The organism is Streptomyces sp. NPDC047315 (genome assembly GCF_040643215.1).
Lineage (GTDB): Bacteria > Actinomycetota > Actinomycetes > Streptomycetales > Streptomycetaceae > Streptomyces.
Map to the genome: position 1 here is coordinate 168,896 of NZ_JBEYTZ010000017.1, position 17,153 is coordinate 186,048.

Annotated in this window: 17 protein-coding genes; 12 read left to right on the forward strand and 5 right to left on the reverse strand. The window is 70.9% G+C overall.

Going from position 1 to position 17,153, the window contains the following annotated elements; all coding sequences use genetic code 11:
* Positions 1–140: 140 nt before the first annotated feature.
* Entirely contained in the window at positions 141–461 is a 321-nt protein-coding gene (locus ABZ842_RS21105) for a helix-turn-helix transcriptional regulator (protein WP_361538637.1), read from the forward strand.
* On the forward strand, positions 461–1,246 hold the full coding sequence (locus tag ABZ842_RS21110) for a 4'-phosphopantetheinyl transferase superfamily protein (RefSeq protein WP_361538573.1): 786 nt from the start codon (positions 461–463) through the stop codon (positions 1,244–1,246). Before ABZ842_RS21105 ends, ABZ842_RS21110 begins: the two co-directional genes overlap by 1 nt.
* Before the next feature lie 37 nt (positions 1,247–1,283).
* On the opposite strand, the gene ABZ842_RS21115 is transcribed toward ABZ842_RS21110, so the two are convergent.
* The 5 genes from ABZ842_RS21115 to ABZ842_RS21135 all read right to left on the reverse strand — a co-directional run bounded on the left by ABZ842_RS21115 (position 1,284) and on the right by ABZ842_RS21135 (position 5,863).
* Positions 1,284–2,201 carry an SDR family NAD(P)-dependent oxidoreductase gene (locus ABZ842_RS21115; RefSeq protein ID WP_361538575.1) on the reverse strand — a complete coding sequence of 306 codons (918 nt, stop codon included), beginning with the start codon at positions 2,199–2,201 and terminating at the stop codon, positions 1,284–1,286.
* 25 nt (positions 2,202–2,226) lie between these two features.
* Positions 2,227–3,234, reverse strand: coding sequence for an SDR family oxidoreductase (locus ABZ842_RS21120; protein WP_361538577.1), 1,008 nt, complete (start codon positions 3,232–3,234; stop codon positions 2,227–2,229).
* Entirely contained in the window at positions 3,231–4,556 is a 1,326-nt protein-coding gene (locus tag ABZ842_RS21125) for an FAD-binding oxidoreductase (RefSeq protein ID WP_361538579.1), read from the reverse strand. Before ABZ842_RS21125 ends, ABZ842_RS21120 begins: the two co-directional genes overlap by 4 nt.
* Positions 4,557–4,673: 117 nt before the next feature.
* On the reverse strand, positions 4,674–5,615 hold the full coding sequence (locus ABZ842_RS21130) for a cyclopropane-fatty-acyl-phospholipid synthase family protein (RefSeq protein WP_361538581.1): 942 nt from the start codon (positions 5,613–5,615) through the stop codon (positions 4,674–4,676).
* A complete protein-coding gene (locus ABZ842_RS21135) occupies positions 5,612–5,863 on the reverse strand; it encodes a phosphopantetheine-binding protein (RefSeq protein WP_361538583.1) in 252 nt (83 codons plus the stop codon). Before ABZ842_RS21135 ends, ABZ842_RS21130 begins: the two co-directional genes overlap by 4 nt.
* Before the next feature lie 459 nt (positions 5,864–6,322).
* Here ABZ842_RS21135 and ABZ842_RS21140 point away from each other — a divergent pair, with 459 nt between their 5' ends.
* The 10 genes from ABZ842_RS21140 to ABZ842_RS21185 all read left to right on the forward strand — a co-directional run.
* Positions 6,323–7,330, forward strand: coding sequence for an acyl-CoA desaturase (locus ABZ842_RS21140; RefSeq protein ID WP_361538585.1), 1,008 nt, complete (start codon positions 6,323–6,325; stop codon positions 7,328–7,330).
* 3 nt (positions 7,331–7,333) lie between these two features.
* Positions 7,334–8,953: an AMP-binding protein gene (locus tag ABZ842_RS21145; RefSeq protein WP_361538586.1), complete on the forward strand. Its 1,620-nt coding sequence runs from the start codon at positions 7,334–7,336 to the stop codon at positions 8,951–8,953.
* Between the two features lie 76 nt (positions 8,954–9,029).
* Positions 9,030–10,052, forward strand: coding sequence for a 3-oxoacyl-[acyl-carrier-protein] synthase III C-terminal domain-containing protein (locus ABZ842_RS21150; protein ID WP_361538588.1), 1,023 nt, complete (start codon positions 9,030–9,032; stop codon positions 10,050–10,052).
* A 14-nt stretch (positions 10,053–10,066) separates the two neighbouring features.
* A complete protein-coding gene (locus ABZ842_RS21155) occupies positions 10,067–10,693 on the forward strand; it encodes a hypothetical protein (RefSeq protein WP_361538590.1) in 627 nt (208 codons plus the stop codon).
* Between the two features lie 246 nt (positions 10,694–10,939).
* Entirely contained in the window at positions 10,940–11,653 is a 714-nt protein-coding gene (locus ABZ842_RS21160) for an alpha/beta hydrolase (RefSeq protein WP_361538592.1), read from the forward strand.
* A gap of 107 nt (positions 11,654–11,760) precedes the next feature.
* A complete protein-coding gene (locus ABZ842_RS21165; protein WP_361538594.1) occupies positions 11,761–12,744 on the forward strand; it encodes a ScbA/BarX family gamma-butyrolactone biosynthesis protein in 984 nt (327 codons plus the stop codon).
* A 16-nt stretch (positions 12,745–12,760) separates the two neighbouring features.
* A complete protein-coding gene (locus tag ABZ842_RS21170) occupies positions 12,761–14,458 on the forward strand; it encodes an FAD-dependent monooxygenase (protein WP_361538596.1) in 1,698 nt (565 codons plus the stop codon).
* A complete protein-coding gene (locus tag ABZ842_RS21175) occupies positions 14,455–15,384 on the forward strand; it encodes a TIGR03621 family F420-dependent LLM class oxidoreductase (RefSeq protein WP_361538598.1) in 930 nt (309 codons plus the stop codon). The genes ABZ842_RS21170 and ABZ842_RS21175 overlap by 4 nt, the downstream gene beginning before the upstream one ends.
* Positions 15,385–15,459: 75 nt before the next feature.
* Positions 15,460–16,116: an HAD family phosphatase gene (locus tag ABZ842_RS21180; protein ID WP_361538600.1), complete on the forward strand. Its 657-nt coding sequence runs from the start codon at positions 15,460–15,462 to the stop codon at positions 16,114–16,116.
* Positions 16,117–16,199: 83 nt separating this feature from the next.
* Positions 16,200–17,153, forward strand: a 954-nt coding sequence (locus tag ABZ842_RS21185) for a type I polyketide synthase (protein WP_361538602.1), incomplete at its 3' end; no start/stop codon positions are given.

A 17,153-nucleotide genomic window follows, 5' to 3' on the forward strand; every position in this document is an offset into this window, starting at 1 on the left:
CTATTCGGCCGATGGTGCGACTACGGGCCTTTGGGCGGTTGACCGATTCCTTCTGTTGTGCGGGAAGTCTGAGGGGGTAGGAGAGTTTGGTCAACGGGGACGAGTTTCCGATGCGCAGGGACAAAGATGTCCCAGAGGAAATGGTGAGCTCTCGCTTGGGTGCGGACCCGAAGCAGCGGTCCGCATTACAGGTGTTGACGCCGCGTGAGCGCGAGGTGCTCGCGGTCATGGCGGCCGGGGAGAGCAATCGTGCGCTATCTCGTCGTCTTGGGATTGCCGAAAGAACTGTGAAATCCCATCTGACGAGCATCACTCGGAAACTGGGATTGAAATCCCGGGTGGAGGTCGTACTCCTGTCCATTGGAATGTCGGAAGCCGGAACGACGGCGGTAGCCGGAAAGACGGTAGCCGGAAAGACGGAAGCAGCTCGCTCGGAGCACGCCGCCGGCGACAGACGGTAATGACGGCTCCCGTCCCGCCGTCGGACGCGGGACCGACCGGCCCGCACGAGGTGGCCGTGTGGCTGCTGTCGCTCCGGGACCACGCAGCGGCAGCGGCCCGGGCGGCCCACCTCCTGGACGCCGAAGAGGCGCGGCGCAGCGCGGAGTTCCGCGACGAAGCCGCGCGGGCCCGCTACGTGACGTCCCACGTGGGTCTGCGGGTGCTGCTCGCAGCGCACACGGGCACCGCTCCCGGGAACGTCGAGTTCACCCGGGAGCGGTGCGGGATGCCCGACTGCGAACTCCCGCACGGCCGCCCCGCCCTGGCCGCCCGCCCCGATGTGCACTTCTCGCTCTCGCACGCCGGGGACACGGCGCTGTTCGCGCTGGCGAGCGAGCCCGTCGGGGCCGACATCGAGTCCGAGGAGCTCGTACGGGACGGCCTCGCGCGGGCCGGTCGCCGGCTGCATCCGGACGAGCGGCGCGCCCTCGCCGAGGTGCCCGCGGCCCGGCGAGGGGCGGCCGTGCTCGGCTGTCTGGTGCGCAAGGAGGCGTACCTCAAGGGGACCGGTGCCGGTCTCGCGGCGGGGCTCGGCACTCACCATGTCGGTCTGGCCGAGGAGTTCGCGCCGACCTGGGCACCGCCGGGACCTGCGGGCTGGTCCCTCGCGGACGTACCGGCGCCCGACGGGTACCGGGCGGCCGTCGCCGTGCAGCACCGCACGGCGAGAGGCGAGAGCGCGGCCAAGGGCGCGGGAGCGGGCGCACCGACGGTGTTGCGGATCGAACAGCTCCGCCTCGGGTGAACCGCGGCCGGGACGTGCCCGGTCGTACGCAGCGGGCTCACGGCTGCCGTCCCGCGCGCCCCACCACCCGGTTCAGCCGGTCCATCCGGGTCGCCAGGCTCATCCGGCCCTCCAGACGGAACGCGGGCGGGCGCCGCCCGTCCACGTCGTCGAAGTCGTACTCGGCCGCCAGGTCGCCGGTGGCCAGCACCTGCCCGGACCGTTCCGCGGCCTTCTCGTCGGCGAGCAGATGGGCCACGGCCCGCCCCACGTACTCCGGCGAGTGCACGACGGACGCCGGTCCGCTGCCCATCGCCTCCCACGCGGCTTCCACCCGCTCCGTCCGCACGAACCCCGGGTGCAGGGAGACCGCGGCGATCCCCTTCTTGCGCAGGTCCTTCGCGAAGCCGCGGCACATCCGGTCGGCGGCCGTCTTGAAGATGTCGTAGCCGACCTGGCCGAGATAGGTCTCCCCGTCGGAGAAGCTGATGCCCACGACCAGGCCGCTGCGCTGCGGCAGCATCAGCGGCACCAGCCGGGCGGTCACGTCGTACTGCGCGCGCAGCGAGCCCTCGAAGAGGCCGTAGCGCCACATCGGCTGCTCCCAGAAGGGCGCGTCGAAGGCGACCTCGGAGGAGCGTTCGTACCCGCCCCACGCGTTGTTGACCAGGAGGTCGAGCCGCCCGGAGCCGGACCGCACCCGCTCGGCCAGCGCCGTGTTCTCCTCGTTCGACCGGTGGTCGCAGAGCACGGCGACGCCCTTGCCGCCGCGCCGGGTCACCTCCTCCGCGGTGTCCTCCACGGTGCCGGGCAGGTCCTCGGTGCGGGGGCCGCCGCGGGCGCTGCGGCCGGTGACGTAGACGGTCGCGCCCGCGGAGCCGAGCGCCAGGGCGACGCCGCGCCCGACGCCCCTGCTGGCCCCGGTGACCACCGCCACCCTTCCGCCCAGGTCGGGGGCGTTCCAGAGCTCACTCACCACGTGCGTCCTTCCGTTCGTCTCGTCACAGGTGCGCGGCGGCGTACGCGAGGCTGCGCGCGTACGCCGTCGTGTCGTCGATCCCGGGAACGCCGTAGCGCTCCCGCAGCTCCGGCATCGAGGTGGGCAGGACGCCGCCGCTGCACCAGGTCACCTCGCCGACGTCGCGCAGCACCGAGAGGTACGAGCGGGCCATCGGCGCACAGGCCGCGAGGGTCTCCGGGGCGAGGGCCGCGCCGTCCTTCAGCGGCGGCGGCACCAGCGACCGGCCCCGCTCGCCGGCGTGCTTGGCCAGGACCGCTAGACAGGTCTCGACGTCCATGGCCTCCGGGCCGTACGTCACCCAGAATTCGCCCTCCTCGTCGCCGAGTTCAACGGACCGCAGCACCGCCTTCGCCAGCAGGTCCTGCGGTACGAAGTCCATCCGGGCGTCCGGGTACACGGGGACGAACGGGGCCCTGCCGCGCGCCAGCCAGTCGGACATGACCTGCACGATCTGCCCCTTGGACGTCCAGCCGGTGGTGGAGTCCCCGATGAGGTTGGTCGGCCGGAAGACGGTGTGCGGCAGGCCGCTGTCGCGCAGGAGTCCTTCCGCCCGCCTCTTGGAGTCGAGGTAGTTGCGGCAGACGTTGTCCCTCCGCAGCTCGGCGCGGGCGCCGGGGGCGAGCGCCGCGACGAAGGCGCTGCTCATGAAGTGGACCGGCGCGCCGGCGCGTTCGGCGAACTCGACGACCCGCCGGGTGCCGTCCACGTTCAGGGGTTCGTAGGCTTCGGCGGGCAGGCCCCACTCGGTCAGGCCCGCGGAGTGGACGACGACGTCGACGTCGGCGACGAGCGCGTCGTAAGCGGCGCGGTCGAGCCCGAGGCGCTCGGCCGTCAGGTCGCAGCGCAGGACCGGCTCGACGGCCTCGGGGACCTGCGCGCTGTGCGCGAGGGGCACGATCCGCAGGTCACCCGCGCCGGCCTCGCGCAGCACGCTGCGACCCACCACGCCGGACGCGCCGGTCAGCAACACCGTTGTGCGGCGGCTCATGAGCGTGCGTCCTTCCAGTCCATGAGCCGCGTCGCCGCCCGCGCGCCGAGGTAGAGGGCCGGCTCGGGCGGGAACGACCGCGGCGGCCTGCGGTGCTCGCCGTCGACGAAGAGCAGCCGGGAGTAGTCGGAGTCCTTGCCGAGGGCCAGGTCGCGCAGCACCTTGCCGCCGGTGTGGGTGGCCGCGATGCCGTTCCCGCAGTAGCCGTACCCGTACAGGACGGAGCCGCCCGCGAGGGTGCCGAAGTGGGGCGCGAAGTCCCGCACCACGTCCGCCACTCCGCCGTACGCGTAGCTGAACTCGACGTCCGCCCACATCGGGAAGAAGCGCAGGAACTCGGCGTACAGCTTCCGGTACACCTCGGGGCGGTTCATGTTCCGCTGGCGCTTGTCCCGGCCGAAGTAGTACGGCGCGGGGCCGCCGGCGAACATGACGCGGTTGTCGCGGGTGAGCCGGGCGCAGGTCAGCAGGGACTTCGCCTCCACCAGCCCCTCGCGCCCCGCCCAGGGGACGCGGGCGAGCTGGCCGTCGGTGAGCGGCTCGCTGATCATCGCGTACGTCCAGATCGGCGCGATCTTCCGGCGGAACGGGGGGAAGGCGTCCATGTGCGCGTTGGTGGCGAGGACGACCTTGTCCGCGGTCACCTCCCCGCCGGTGGTGATCACGCGGGGGCGTATGCCCGGCTCCACGCGCAGGCACGGCGAGTCGTCGTGGATCGTGACGCCCATGTCCCGGACCGTGCGGGCGATCCCCCGTGCCAGCTTGAACGGGTTGACCAGGGCGCCACCGGTGCGCATGCCGGCCAACAGGGCGGGGGAGCCGACGAGTTCCCGCGTCGCGTCCTGCGAGAGGACTTCGGCCTGCGCCGCACCCATGCGCTCGGCCAGCTCGCGGTCGTGTTCCAACCGCTTCACCTGCGCCGGGCTGGTGGCCACCATGAGGTAGTCGTTGGCCTCGTAGTCGGCGTCGACGCGATGGCGCCGGGTGAACCTGCCGATCTCCAGGATGGACCGGCCGACCGCCCGCGACGCGTCGAGGGCGCGGTCCAACCCGAACTCGTCGACCAGCGCCTGGATGTCCTTGCCGACGGTGGGCGTGACGAAGCCGTCGGCCCGACCGGAGGCCCCGTACCCGGAGTGCTTTGCCTCCACGATCCGGATGTCGAGCGCCGGTTCGGCCTCCTTGAGGAAGTACGCGGCCCACAGTCCGGTGAAACCGCCGCCGACGATGCAGACGTCGCAGTCGACCCGGCCGCGCAGGGGGTCGCCGGGGACGACCTGCTCGGTGTCGTGCCAATAGACGACGTGTTTGTACGAAACCAAGGAGTGCCCCTCAGTAGGCCCCGTTGGAGCGATCGGTCAGCTCATGACAGGCCGCGGTGCAGGCCGCGGTGCCGGGCGCGATGCCGGGTGCAGTGCAAGCTGCGGTGCCAGCCCTGGTCAGACGGATTCGAGAATGATCCTCGAAAGACCTAGGTGGCGCTTTTCGAAGTGCCCGACGGTGGCGCCGAGATAGCGTTCGTAGTCGGCGACGACCTGTTCGCCCGCGCATTTCACGGCCGCGGCCCGGTTGGCTTGCAGTCGACGCAGCCATTCCCGGCAGGTCCGGCTGTAATGGTCCGGATCATTGCGCACGGTGACGACGTCGAAGTGCTTCTCGCTCGCCTCGATGACTTCGGACAGCGCGGGAATCTCGGACTCCGGGAAGATCATTTCAATGATGAACAGCAGGTCCGCGACGGTCTGTCGGTCCATCATCACGTTGTTGCCCTTGATGTTGGTCTGGAGCGCGAGCCTGCCTCCCTTCGGGAGCCACGTCCGGCAGCGTTCGAAGAACTCCCGGTACGCCGCGACGCGGGCGGGGCGCGTCAGACCAGTGCTCGCGAAGTGCTCGAAGGCACCGATGGAGATGACGGCGTCGTAGCCCTCGGCGGGCTCGTGGTCGAGCCAGTTCTCCACCCGCACCTCGGTCCGCGCGAGCGCGCGCCCGATCAGGTGCTCCGCTTGGCTGTCGCTGAGGGTGAGGCCCACCGCGTGACCCACGTCGTGCGCCGTGACCAGGCGGTCGAGGAGGCTGCCCCAGCCGCACCCGATGTCGAGCACGCGCCGTGCGCCGCCGGCCCTCGCCCCTTCGATGAGGTAGTCCAGCTTGCGCCGTTGGGCGCTCTCCAGGGTGTCGCCCCCGGCCGTTTCGTCCCCGGTCGTTTCGTCCCCGGCCGATTCCCCCGCGGCGGATCCGCCTTCGGCCGATTCGCCTTCGGCCCACAGGGCGCAGGTGTACGTCCGGGTCGTGTCCAGCCACAGGCCGAAGAACTCGTTGGACACGTCGTAGTGGTGCCGGATCGCTTCGGCGGTCGCGCCCTGGTAATCGACGGCGGTCACGCGGCGGAGCTGTCGCGGGTCGTTTCCTCGGCGAGCTTGACCAGTTCGCCGACGGTCTTGATGCCGGCCGCCCGACTCTCGTCGAACTGAATGTCGAAGTCGTCCTCGATGCCGTAGACGATGTCGGCTATCTGAAGGCTCGACAGGCCGATCGAGGAGAAAGTGGTGTCTGCGTCTAGGGTCACCGTGGACGCCTTGCTGCCGAGCTTCTTGGCGATGCGTTCACAGACGAGTTCAATGGTAATCAACGGACAACCTTCCCGTGCGGGTGCGTGCCGTGCGTTGGTCGAGGATTCTTCGGGGCGTGCCTGTTGCGGCACTGCCGGCCGCCGAGCGGAAATTGGCTGAGAGCGCGACCTGGTGCCGCGGTCGGCGTGATGATTTCGGCGGGGTGACCCCTGGCGCGGAGCCACGTTACCCGGCACTTCGCAAACTTGACCATTGCCCTTTAGGGCGATGCCCTTCGGGGAACGTTCTTGCTGACAAATGCGGGTTGAGATGCTTCAGTTATCCCGACAGCCCCGGTCCGGGCGGCCCGTGGATTCCGCAATGGTCCCGCGCCGCCCGCCGACGGCGCCGCCGCCGGGCTGCACGGCATCGTTCCGCACTCCTCCCGCCCCACCACTCCTCCCGCCGCCTTCCGGCGCGCCGGAAGGCGGCGGGCGCACGCTTCCGCAGTCAGCCAACTCCCGGGAGACGACAAGCCCATGGACGGCCGAGAACATCGCTGGTTCATACTCGGAGCGTCGCTGATCCCGCTCGTCGGGGTCCTCGGCGCCATGGTCCTGTTGTGGAACAGGATCTTCGGGTGGTCGGACGTGGTAGTGCTGGTGATCATGTATGCGATCTCCGGCTTCGGCATCTCCGCCGGCTATCACCGCATGCTGACCCACCGCTCCTTCGAGACCTACAAGCCCATTCGCATCGCCCTGGCGACGGCCGGCGTGATGGCCGCGCAGGGGCCGCCGCTGATCTGGGCCGCCCATCACCGCAAGCATCACCGCGTGGCCGACAAGGCGGGCGACCCGCACAGCCCCCACCTCGACTTCGAGCCGGGCTTCAAGGGCGCTCTCGCCGGCCTGTGGCACTCGCACCTGGGATGGCTCTTCGACACCGAGCTGACCTCGGAGCCCATGCGCTACTGCCCCGACCTGGTCCGGGAGAAGTCCCTGCGCTGGCTCAGCCAGCACATCCTCCTCGTGGTCACGGGCGGCGTGCTGCTGTCCGGCGTCCTCGCCTTCGCGATCACCGGCGGCGACGTCCGCGCGGCGCTGACCGGCATGCTGTGGGGCGGCGTGGTGCGCATCTTCCTGATCAACCACATGACGTACGCGGTGAATTCGGTGGGCCACTACTTCGGCCGGCGCCGCTTCAAGACCACCGACGAGTCCCGCAACGTGGCCTGGCTGTCGATCCCGTCGTTCGGCGAGGCGTGGCACAACAACCACCACGCGTTCCCCCGCTCCGCACGGCACGGCATGAAGTGGTACGAGGTGGACCTCAGCGCCATGCTCATCTGGAGCCTGGAGAAGACCGGCCTGGCCTGGAAGGTCATCCGCATCGACCCCGAGCGCATGACCATGCGCGAAGCCAACGTCAGCCGGGTCAGCGGCACCGCGCTCGACCAGCGCAGCCTGCTGGAGGCCCAGCAGAAGCTGGCCCCCATGGCGGACCGCGGCAACGGGACCGACGCCTCCCTGGTGGACGTGGAGTAGCGCATGCAATTCTTCGACGCCCTCACCCACGGGGACTCCCACGGCGTACTGCACGTGTGGAACGGTGACGAGTTCGAGCACACCCCCTGGCGCGACGTCGCCCGGGACGCGCGCCGCGCGGCTGCCGAGCTCCGCTCCCTCGGCGTACGGCCCGGCACCCGCGTGGCGTGCATCCTGACCAACACGCCCGACACCGTCCGCGGCCTGCTCGGGGTGTGGCTGGCCGGCGGGGCGGTCGCCTCGCTGCCGCTGCCCACCCGGGGCCAGAGCCCCGAGGCGTACGGCGAACAACTCGTCGCGCTGCTGGCCCGACTCGACCCCGAACTCCTCCTACTCGACGACGCGTTCGCCCCGCTGCTCCCGCAGGAGGTGACGCGAGGGCTCCCCGTCCGCGGCTGGTCGACGCTGCACGGCACGTCCGGGCCGCTGGAGCCGAGCCCGCCCGGACGGGACGACGTGGCGTTCGTCCAGTACTCCTCCGGCAGCACCAGCACGCCCAAGGGGTGCGCCCTCACCACCCGCGCCATCGAGGAACAGCTGGAGATCATCCTGCACCTGACCGGTGGGCGCCCCGGCGCGGACACCGTCACCTCCTGGCTGCCGCTCTCCCACGACATGGGCATGTTCGGGTGTCTGCTGTACTCCTGGGCGTACGACTTCGACTTCGTCCTGTCGACCCCGGAGCGGTTCGGCATGGCGCCGCGGTCCTGGTTCCGGGACATGTCCGAGTACGGGTCGACCATGACGGCGGGCACCAGCACGGCCGTGCACCTCGCCACCCGCGCCCAGGGCAGCGGCGGCCTCCCGAAGCCGTTGCGGCTGCGCGCCGCCGTGATCGGCGCCGAACGCGTCGACTGGGACACGCTCACCGCCGCCACGGCGAAGTTCCGGCCCTTCGGCCTCGCCGACACCGCCTTCCAGCCCGCGTACGGCATGGCCGAGGCCACGCTCGCGGTGACCGGGAAGCCGTGGGCGGACAAGCCGGGTTCGATCGCCGTCGACGGGGCCGCGATCCTGGACGGCACGGTGTCCGAGGTCGCACCGGACCACCCGCGGGCCACCCGACTGGTCTCCAACGGCGTCGCCCTGCCCGGGGTGTCGGTGCGGATCGGCGCGGTCGGCCAGATCGAGGTCTCCTCGCCCAGTCTGGCCAACGGCTACCACGGCGACCCGGAGCTGACCGCGGAGCGGTTCCGGGACGGCTGGCTCAGGACCGGCGACCTCGGCTTCGTGCGCGACGACGAGCTGTACGTGCTCGGCCGGGTCGACGACATGCTGTCGGTGAGCGGCCGGAAGATCTACGCGTCCGAGATCGAGGCGGCCGTCGACTCCCTGACCCACATCCGCAAGGGGTGCGCCGCCCTCGTCGACGCCGGCACCTCGAACGGCTCCCAACTCGTCCTGCTGGCCGAGCCGATGGGGAATCCACGGGACTACCGGCGCCTCGCCGAAGAGGCGGCCTCGCTGGCGATGGACAAGGCCGGAGTGGCCCTGTCGGAGTGCCTCTTCCTGCCGCGGGGCGCCCTGCCCAAGACGCCGAGCGGGAAGATCCAGCGGTTCCGCTGCCGGGCGCTGCTCAGCCAGGGGCTGGTGCAGCCACTGGCCCGGGTGTCGCTGGACTGAACTGCTGCGCCGCGACCGGGGCACCCCAGCGCGCCCCGGTCACGCCCGCCCGCCCCTCATCGGAAGGACGCACCACATGGCCGTCTCGACGCCCGCCGTCGGCATCGTGGGCACCGGCAGCTACCTCCCCCACGAGCCCATCGACCTGGAGCACTACCTGGCGGCGGGCCTGGAACTCAGCCCCATGGACCGCGGGCCGCTGTTCCGCCCGCCGCAGCGCCGCCACCACGTCAAGCCGGGGGACCGGGCCAGCGAGCTGATCGAGCGGGCCGCGCTGCCGATGTTCGACCGGCTCGGCCTCGACCCGGCCCGCCACGTGGACCTGCTGCTCACCAACGTGCTGCTGCCCGACGACCTGTTCACCGGCAGCGGCGCCGACACCGCGCACCGACTGGGCATCGCGCCCCGGACCGTCCTCGACGTGCACAACGGCGGCTGTGCCTCGTTCCAGTACATGATGGAGATCGCCGCGACCTTCGTCGGCGCGGGCCGGGCGCGCGGCGTGCTCGTCGCCAACGTCCAGAACACCGCGGGCCAGATTTTCGAGCAGGACGGGAACCGCTTCAAGCAGCACAGCCTGGTGGCCGGCGACGGCTGCGGCGTCGCATATCTGGCCGCCGGTGCGGAGACCGGCGGCCGGCTGCTGGGCGTGCGCACCAGGAACACCCCGTCGACCGCCCGTGACATCGGCATGGCGACGGACGACGGGCGGCACTACTGGGAGAGCGGACCGAGCGTCCTCGACGTGCGGTTCGACCCGGCGGTGACCAAGGACACCGTGGAATTCGGCAATCGCATCGTGCCGGAGCTGGTGCGGGAGCTGGCCGACGAGTGCGGTTTCGACGTCGCGGACGTCGACGCGTTCATCACCAATCAACCGAACCGCATCTTCCTGCGCAATTGGCGAACGGAACTCGACATCGAAGAAGAGCGTCATCTGAACACCTACGACCGCTACGGAAACCTCTACGGCGCCGCGGTCCCGGTGACCCTGCACGACGCCGTGACCCGGGGGCGCATCGCACCGGGCGATCTCGTCGTCACGGCCGGCTTCGCGCACGCGGGGGATTTCGCCGCCGCCTGCGCATTCCGTTGGTGAAGGAGGAATTTCCCATGTCCAACACCTCGATGGAAACCACCGAAGCCATCAGGCAGCCGAGCAATCGGCGGCACGCACGACCGGCCGTGAACGCGGTCGCCTGGGAAGCACCCGGCAGCATGGACATCGCCGAATGGATCGTGCAGGGACAGCGGCTCGGCACCCTCGGTCGCGGCATCGCCTGGTGGATCGGGGACTGGGTGAACTTCGGGAACAGCGCTTTCGGGGAGAAGTACGCAAGGGCCGCCCGCATCACCGGCTACGACCCGCAGACACTGATGAACATGGCGTACGTGGCGTCCCGCTTCGCCGTATCCCGGCGCCGCACCAGCCTGTCGTGGAGCCATCACGCCGAGGTCGCCGGGCTCGAAGTCGAGCAGCAGGAAGCGCTGCTGACCAGGGCCGAGGCGAAACGGCTGTCCGTGCGCAGCCTGCGGGAGGAGCTGCGCACCTCGCGGGCGCTCGCCCGCAAGGCGCACGACGAAGGGGGCGGCGGCGACGGCGACCCCGGTGCCTCGACGAACACGAAGAAGGCGGAGGCGCCGAAGAAGGCGGACGAACACAGCGTCTGCCCGAAATGCGGATACGGCCTGACGACGAATCCGGATGCGGGGAATCCGGATGCGGAGAATCCGGCGTGATCCGTGGGCGGCGGGACGCCCGGTTCGTACAACAGCATTCTGCACCGCCAAGAATCCCGTGTCGAATTCCTTCGCCTTTCGTTGCCTGTGGTCATCTCCCGACGTCGGGAGAAACAGGGTTCGGGCGACGAGATGCGGAAGTTGCCCCTGGGGCGGCGCCCTCTTTAGCGTCGGCCCTCGTCGTCGGAAGCTTCACGACGTCGTCGGACGCCTCGCGACCGAGTCCTCACCCATGGAGGAGTTCAAATGCCAGCGACAGTGGTCTATGTGCACGGTGCCTTCATCAGCGACAGCGCCTGGTGGTGGTCGTACGTCGCCGAGATCCTGAGCAAGAGCGATATCCAGAGCCGCACGGTCGACCTCCCCAGCTGCGGCCCCGAGGGTCCGTTGGGAAACCTCAGTGACGACGCCAAGGCCGTCGCCGCGGTGGTCGACGAGATTTCCGGCCCGGTCATTTTGGTCGGACACTCCTACGGCGGCGCCGTGATCTCCGGTGCCGCGGTCGGCAAGCAGAACGTAGAGCACCTGGTGTTCATCAGCGCGGTCGTCCCGGACGGCACTTCGGTGGCGGACTGCGGCTTCATCCCGGCCGACGACATCCCGGAGCTCGACATCCGCGACGACGGCACGGTGGGCGAGGGCGAGCAGCGCTTCAAGAGCCGGGTGCTGGAGAGCCTGCCGAGCCCGGACATGACGGAGGAGGCGGTCCAGCGGCTGACCCGCCAGTCGCTCGCGTCCTTCACGGACCCGCCGGTCGGCGAGGCGTGGCGGAACGTCCCGTCGTCCTTCATCATCTGCGAGTTCGACGCGGACGTACCGGTCGCGGCCCAGCGCGCGCACGCCGAGCGGACCGGCGCGGCCCACCAGGTCCCGACGAACCACTTCGCCCACCTGGAGCGGCCGGACCTGGTGGCCCAGGTGATCGTCGACATCGTCGACAAGCTCCCGGTGGCTCCGTGACCGTCGAGGGCATCCGCTCATCGGCGCCGTCGGTCGGGACATCGTCCTCCCGCCCGGCCGGCGGCGCCGTTGGCGCCGTTGGCGTCGAACGCCGCCCGGAACGCCTCATGGCCGGGCTGGACTTCGACCGGACCGTACCCCGGCGGCTCGTGCACCGCAGGGCCGTCTCGGAGGTCTTCCTCTGCGGATCGGCGCAGGTGGGACAGGACGAGTTCGCGGTCGCCGCCCAACTGCCGCGGGCGCACGCCCTGTGGTCCGACCGCACCGACGGCCGCCACGACCCGCTGATGGCCGTCGAGGCGGGCCGACAGGCCGTGATCCTGGTCGGGCACGCGCACTACGGCCTGAGCGGCGACCTGATGATGGTGGCCCGGTCGTCCTCGATGCGGGTCCACGATCCGGAGGCGTTCCGCGACGACGGCGCGACACCGCTGGAAGGCTGCTTCCTGCTGCGCCGCACGGACCGCGAACTCTCCGACGGCGGGCCGTCCGTACTGGCCCTCACCGGGGACTTCTACGTGGGCTCCAGCAAGGCGATGTCCATGAGCGGCACCCTCGTGTGCACTCCGAAGGACGAGTACGAACTGCTGCGCGCCCACTCGCGGGCCCGCAAGACGCTGACGCGCTCGCCGGTCGCCGCCCGCCCGCTGGCGGCCGAACTCGTCGGCCGCAGCACCCCCCGCAACGTGGTGATCGGCGAACTGCCGGACGGCGCGGGGCGACTCCCCGCCGGCGCGGGGCCGGGGGAGCGCGCCGGCCGGGCGATCATCGCCGACCCGCGCAACCCCGCCTACTTCGACCACCCGCTCGACCACGTCCCGGGACAGCTGTTGCTGGAGGCGTGCCGGCAGCACGCGATCGAGGCCGCGGTGGGCGCGTCGGCGCTGGCGAACCCCTCGTGCACGGTGGTCGCCTGCCGGGTGTCCTTCGACGACTTCGTGGAGCTCGACGCCGACGCCGAGTGCTCCGCCGTCGTGCACCCGCCGCGCGCCGACGGAACCGTCCGGGCCGAGGTCGAGGTCGCCCAGGCCGGGCTCCGCGTCGGCGTCGTGGAACTCGAACTCGCAGCCCCGCCCCCGAGCCACCCCTGATCCGGAAGGCGAACCCATGGCCCGAGCAGCAGACCTCCAGATCCTCGTCGTGGGGGCCGGACCCACCGGACTGACCCTCGCCTGCGAACTGTTCAGCCACGGAGTGCCGTGCCGCGTCGTCGACGCCGCCGACCCGTCCGCCGTCAAGGGCTCCCGCGCCATCGGCGTCTCCGCCCGCTCCCTGGAGGTGTTCGACGACTTCGGGGCGGCCCGGCCGCTGGTCGAACGCGGCGTGCGCAGCAAGGGCGCGGTGTTCTACTCGGGGCGGTCGGCGACCGGCCGGGTGACGACGGACGCGGTGCGGCACACCAGACACCCGTACATGCTCACCGTGCCCCAGCCGGAGACCGAACGGGTCCTCGCGGAGCGGCTGCGCGAGCTGGGCGGCACCGTGGAGCGGTCGGTCGAGCTGCGCGAACTGACGCAGGAGCCCGGCGCCGACGTCGCCACGGCGGTCCTGGCGCACGCCGACGGGACCACCGAAACGGTGACGGCGTCCTGGGTCGTGGGCGCCGACGGCGCGCACAGCACCGTGCGCAAGCAGGCCGGCATCGCCTTCGACGGCGGCGCGGCCAAGGACGCGTTCGTCATCGTCGACGTCCACGCCGACGGAGGGCCCCCGCCCGGCGAAGGCCACTACTTCTTCCACCCCGACGGGATGTCGCTGGTGGCGCCCCTGCCGGACGGCGCCTACCGCCTCGCCGCGACCGTCACCGACAAGGGCCGCTTCACCGACCCCGAAGCGGCCGTCTCCCACGTGCAGGAGCTGTACCGCCGCAGGATCGGCGCGCACATCCGGATCCGTGGACTGCGGGACGCCGGCTGGGGGGTGGCCAGCACCACGGTCCGCACCCGGCTGGCGGCGACGCTGCGCGCCGGGCGCTGCCTGATAGCCGGCGACGCGGCACACCTGTACGGCCCGGTCGGCGGCCAGGGCATGAACGGCGGCATCCAGGACGCCCAGAACCTGGCGTGGAAGCTGGCGCTGGTGAGCCTCGGACACGCCGACGAGTCCCTGCTCGACACGTACGAGGCGGAGCGCCTGCCCGCCGCGCGCGTGGCACTGGCCGCCGCCGACCAGCAGACCAAGATGAGCACCCTGCGCCCCTGGCCCGCACGGAAGCTGCGGGACCTGCTCCTGCGCGTGGGGACCAGGACCGGCAAGCTGGAGCAGCGCCTCATCCCCTCGCTCACCCAGCTCGGGGGCACGTTCGCCCGGAACTCCTTCTTCGGCTCGGCGACGGGGGACGTCGGCGGCGCGGGCAGCCGCATCCCGGACACCGCGGTCGACGGCGCCGCAGGGGCGGACACGCTCTACGACGTGCTGCGCCGCGAGCACTTCACCGTCCTCGTGCTCGGCGCGGGCGCCGACGACGAAGCGGCGGTCCGAAGGCTGAACGCCGAGCTGGAGAACGGGACGTCGCTCGTGCCGCAGCTGGTCGTCGTCCACCAGGAGAGCGCGCGGAAGCAGCCGCTCAAGGCCGACGCGGTCGATCGCGGCGACGGCCTCCACACCGCACTCGACGTCAGTACGCCCAGCGTCTACCTGGTGCGGCCCGACCAGTTCATCGGCGTCTCCTGCCCGCTGTCCCGCACCGGTCCGCTCACCGACGCCCTGGCCAAGATCCGAGGTCAGGGCGGACCGGTGGACGGTTCGGCACGGCAGGCGGGTGGCTCGGCACGGCAGGTCGGCGCCCGAGGGAGGCAGCAGTGAAGCCCTTCCGGTTCGGCGTCCAACTGGCGTCGGCGCCCGACGGCCCGAGTTGGCGCGGCAAGGCCAGGCGGGTCGAGGAGCTCGGCTACACCACCGTGTTCGTCCCCGACCACCTCGACGTGCAGTGGGGCCCGCTGGTGGCGATGACGATCGCGGCCGAGGCGACGACGACGCTGCGGGTCGGCTCCCTCGTACTGGCCAACGACTTCCGGCACCCGGTGCCCCTGGCCAAGGAGATCGCCACCCTGGACCTCGCCTCGGGGGGCCGGGTGGAGTTCGGCATCGGCGCCGGCTGGCGGAAGAAGGACTACGAGGCCACCGGTCTGCCGATGGACTCGGCGGCGCGGCGCATCGACCGGCTCGGCGAGAGCGTGGCCGTGATGAAGGACATCTGGCAGGGCGCCGCCTCCCGCCGCCGAGGCGACCACTACGCCGTGGACGTACGGCAGGGGGTGCCCGTGCCGAAGTCGTCCCCGCACCCTCCGGTCATCATCGGCGGCGGCGGTCGGAAGATCCTTACGCTGGCCGCCCGCGAGGCGGACATCGTCGGAATCAACCCGCGGATGACGGGCGGGCGCGTGGACGCGGCGGTCTCGGCGTCGACCGGTCCCGACGCCTTCACCGAACGCGTCGACTGGGTGAAGGCCGCCGCCCGGGAGCGCTGGGGCGCCCTGGAGCTCCAGTGCCTGACGTTCCTGTGCCGGGTCACCCGGGACCGGGACGCCTCGCTGCGGGCGTTCGCCCGCGCGTCGGGGATGCCCCCGGAAGCGCTGGACACCGCACCCGGGGCGCTGATCGGGAGCGTCGACGAGGTCTGCGACGCCCTGTGGCGCCGCCGCGAGACCTGGGGCCTGAGCTACTGGGTCGTACACGAGCAGGAGATGGGCGACTTCGCGCCCGTCGTGGCCCGACTGACCGGCCGGTGACCGGCACGGCCACCATCCCATCGAGGGACAGACGAACCGACGGACAGTCGAACCGAGGGGCAGACGAGGGGCAACATGACCATCGACCCGAGCACCGCACCCGTCGTGTGGTGCGACTTCGGCGGCGTCCTCACCGCACCGGCGCACGAGACCGCCGCGGCCTTCTGCGCACGGATCGGCACGACGCTGCCGGTGCTCGTCGGCGCCATGACGAAGGTGGCGGGGCACTACGGCACCGACGACTTCATGGAGCCGCTCGACACCCCGCTCGTCTCCATGGAGGCGTGGTCCGTCGAAGTCGAACGCGTCCTCCTGGACGACTTCCAGACCTCGGTGGACCTGTCGGACTTCGCGGCACACTGGTTCGCCGGACGGCCGGCCAACCACGAACTCATCGACCATCTGACCGAGTTGAAATCCCGCGGAATCCGGCTCGGCATGCTGTCCAACATGGTCCCGGCCTTCGAGCCGTACTGGCGGAAGATGCTGGATCCGGAGCTCTTCGACGACCTCGTGCTCTCCTACCAGGTGGGGGTGCGCAAGCCGGACCGCGGCATCTACGACCTGGCCGCCGCGACGGCCTCGGTCGAGCCGGCGGCCTGCATCCTCGTCGACGACCTGGAGAAGAACTGTCGCGGTGCACGCGAAGCCGGCTGGTCGGCGGTGCTTTTCGAAGACAACGCGACGGCCATCGGCCGGCTGCGCGTATTTACGACGCACGTGACGATGTGAAGTCCCGGGCGGGCCCGGTTCGTTGGCAGCGCCTTCAGAAGTGGCGCTGGAGATTCTGAAGTCGGCACATTGAGGTGGGTTCAGTGGAGCGCTCGAATACCCGTCGGAATCGGAAGAAGACCGTCGTCACCCTCGCGGACCGCCTCGCCGACCTGGCCGACGAGGACCGGTTCGAGTACGTCCTGGACCTGGTGTGCGCGGCGACGGCGGAATTGCTGGGCCAGGACGCCGAGACGGTGGACCCGCAGCGCGCCTACCGCGACTACGGCTACAACTCGCTCGCCGCCGTCGAATTGACCAATCAACTGTCGCGACAGACCGGGCTCCAGCTTCCGCTGACGATGCTCTTCGACCAGCCCAATCCGACGGCCGTCGCCCATTACGTGCTCTCCCAGGCGATCCCCGAGAAGCCCGTCGACCAGCCTGCCGGACCGGCGGCCTCCGCCCCCTCCTTCGACGAGCCGATTGCGATCGTGGGGATGGCGTGTCGTTTTCCCGGGGGTGTGGCTTCGCCGGGGGATTTGTGGGATTTGGTGGCGGGTGGCGGGGATGCGGTCGGGGCTTTTCCGGTGGATCGTGGGTGGGATGTGGAGGGTCTCTATCATCCGGATCCGGATCATCCGGGGACTGCGTATACGCGGTCGGGTGGGTTCCTTGAGGATGTGGCGGGTTTTGATGCGGAGTTCTTCGGGATCTCGCCGCGTGAGGCGTTGGCGATGGATCCGCAGCAGCGGTTGATGTTGGAGGGGGTGTGGGAGTCGTTGGAGTCGGCCGGGATCGACCCGGCCGAGCTCCGCGGTACGCCCACCGGAGTCTTCGTCGGGGCCTGCGGATCGGATTACGCATCGCTCGCCAGGACCCCGGCGGCCGGTCTCGAAGGCCACTGGGGTGTGGGGAGTGCGGGGAGTGTGGTGTCGGGGCGGGTGGCGTATGTGTTTGGTCTTGAGGGTCCTGCGGTGACGGTGGATACGGCGTGTTCGTCGTCGTTGGTGGGGTTGCATTTGGCGGTGCGGTCGTTGCGTTTGGGTGAGTGTTCG

What these genes read in the sequence shown, in the direction of transcription:
- ABZ842_RS21105 (WP_361538637.1), top strand. Translation starts at nt 141, where the DNA reads ATGGTGAGCTCTCGCTTGGGTGCGGACCCGAAGCAGCGGTCCGCATTA.
- ABZ842_RS21110 (WP_361538573.1), top strand. Translation starts at nt 461, where the DNA reads ATGACGGCTCCCGTCCCGCCGTCGGACGCGGGACCGACCGGCCCGCAC.
- ABZ842_RS21120 (WP_361538577.1), bottom strand. Translation starts at nt 3,234, where the DNA reads ATGAGCCGCCGCACAACGGTGTTGCTGACCGGCGCGTCCGGCGTGGTG.
- ABZ842_RS21140 (WP_361538585.1), top strand. Translation starts at nt 6,323, where the DNA reads ATGGACGGCCGAGAACATCGCTGGTTCATACTCGGAGCGTCGCTGATC.
- ABZ842_RS21145 (WP_361538586.1), top strand. Translation starts at nt 7,334, where the DNA reads ATGCAATTCTTCGACGCCCTCACCCACGGGGACTCCCACGGCGTACTG.
- ABZ842_RS21150 (WP_361538588.1), top strand. Translation starts at nt 9,030, where the DNA reads ATGGCCGTCTCGACGCCCGCCGTCGGCATCGTGGGCACCGGCAGCTAC.
- ABZ842_RS21155 (WP_361538590.1), top strand. Translation starts at nt 10,067, where the DNA reads ATGTCCAACACCTCGATGGAAACCACCGAAGCCATCAGGCAGCCGAGC.
- ABZ842_RS21160 (WP_361538592.1), top strand. Translation starts at nt 10,940, where the DNA reads ATGCCAGCGACAGTGGTCTATGTGCACGGTGCCTTCATCAGCGACAGC.
- ABZ842_RS21165 (WP_361538594.1), top strand. Translation starts at nt 11,761, where the DNA reads ATGGCCGGGCTGGACTTCGACCGGACCGTACCCCGGCGGCTCGTGCAC.
- ABZ842_RS21170 (WP_361538596.1), top strand. Translation starts at nt 12,761, where the DNA reads ATGGCCCGAGCAGCAGACCTCCAGATCCTCGTCGTGGGGGCCGGACCC.
- ABZ842_RS21180 (WP_361538600.1), top strand. Translation starts at nt 15,460, where the DNA reads ATGACCATCGACCCGAGCACCGCACCCGTCGTGTGGTGCGACTTCGGC.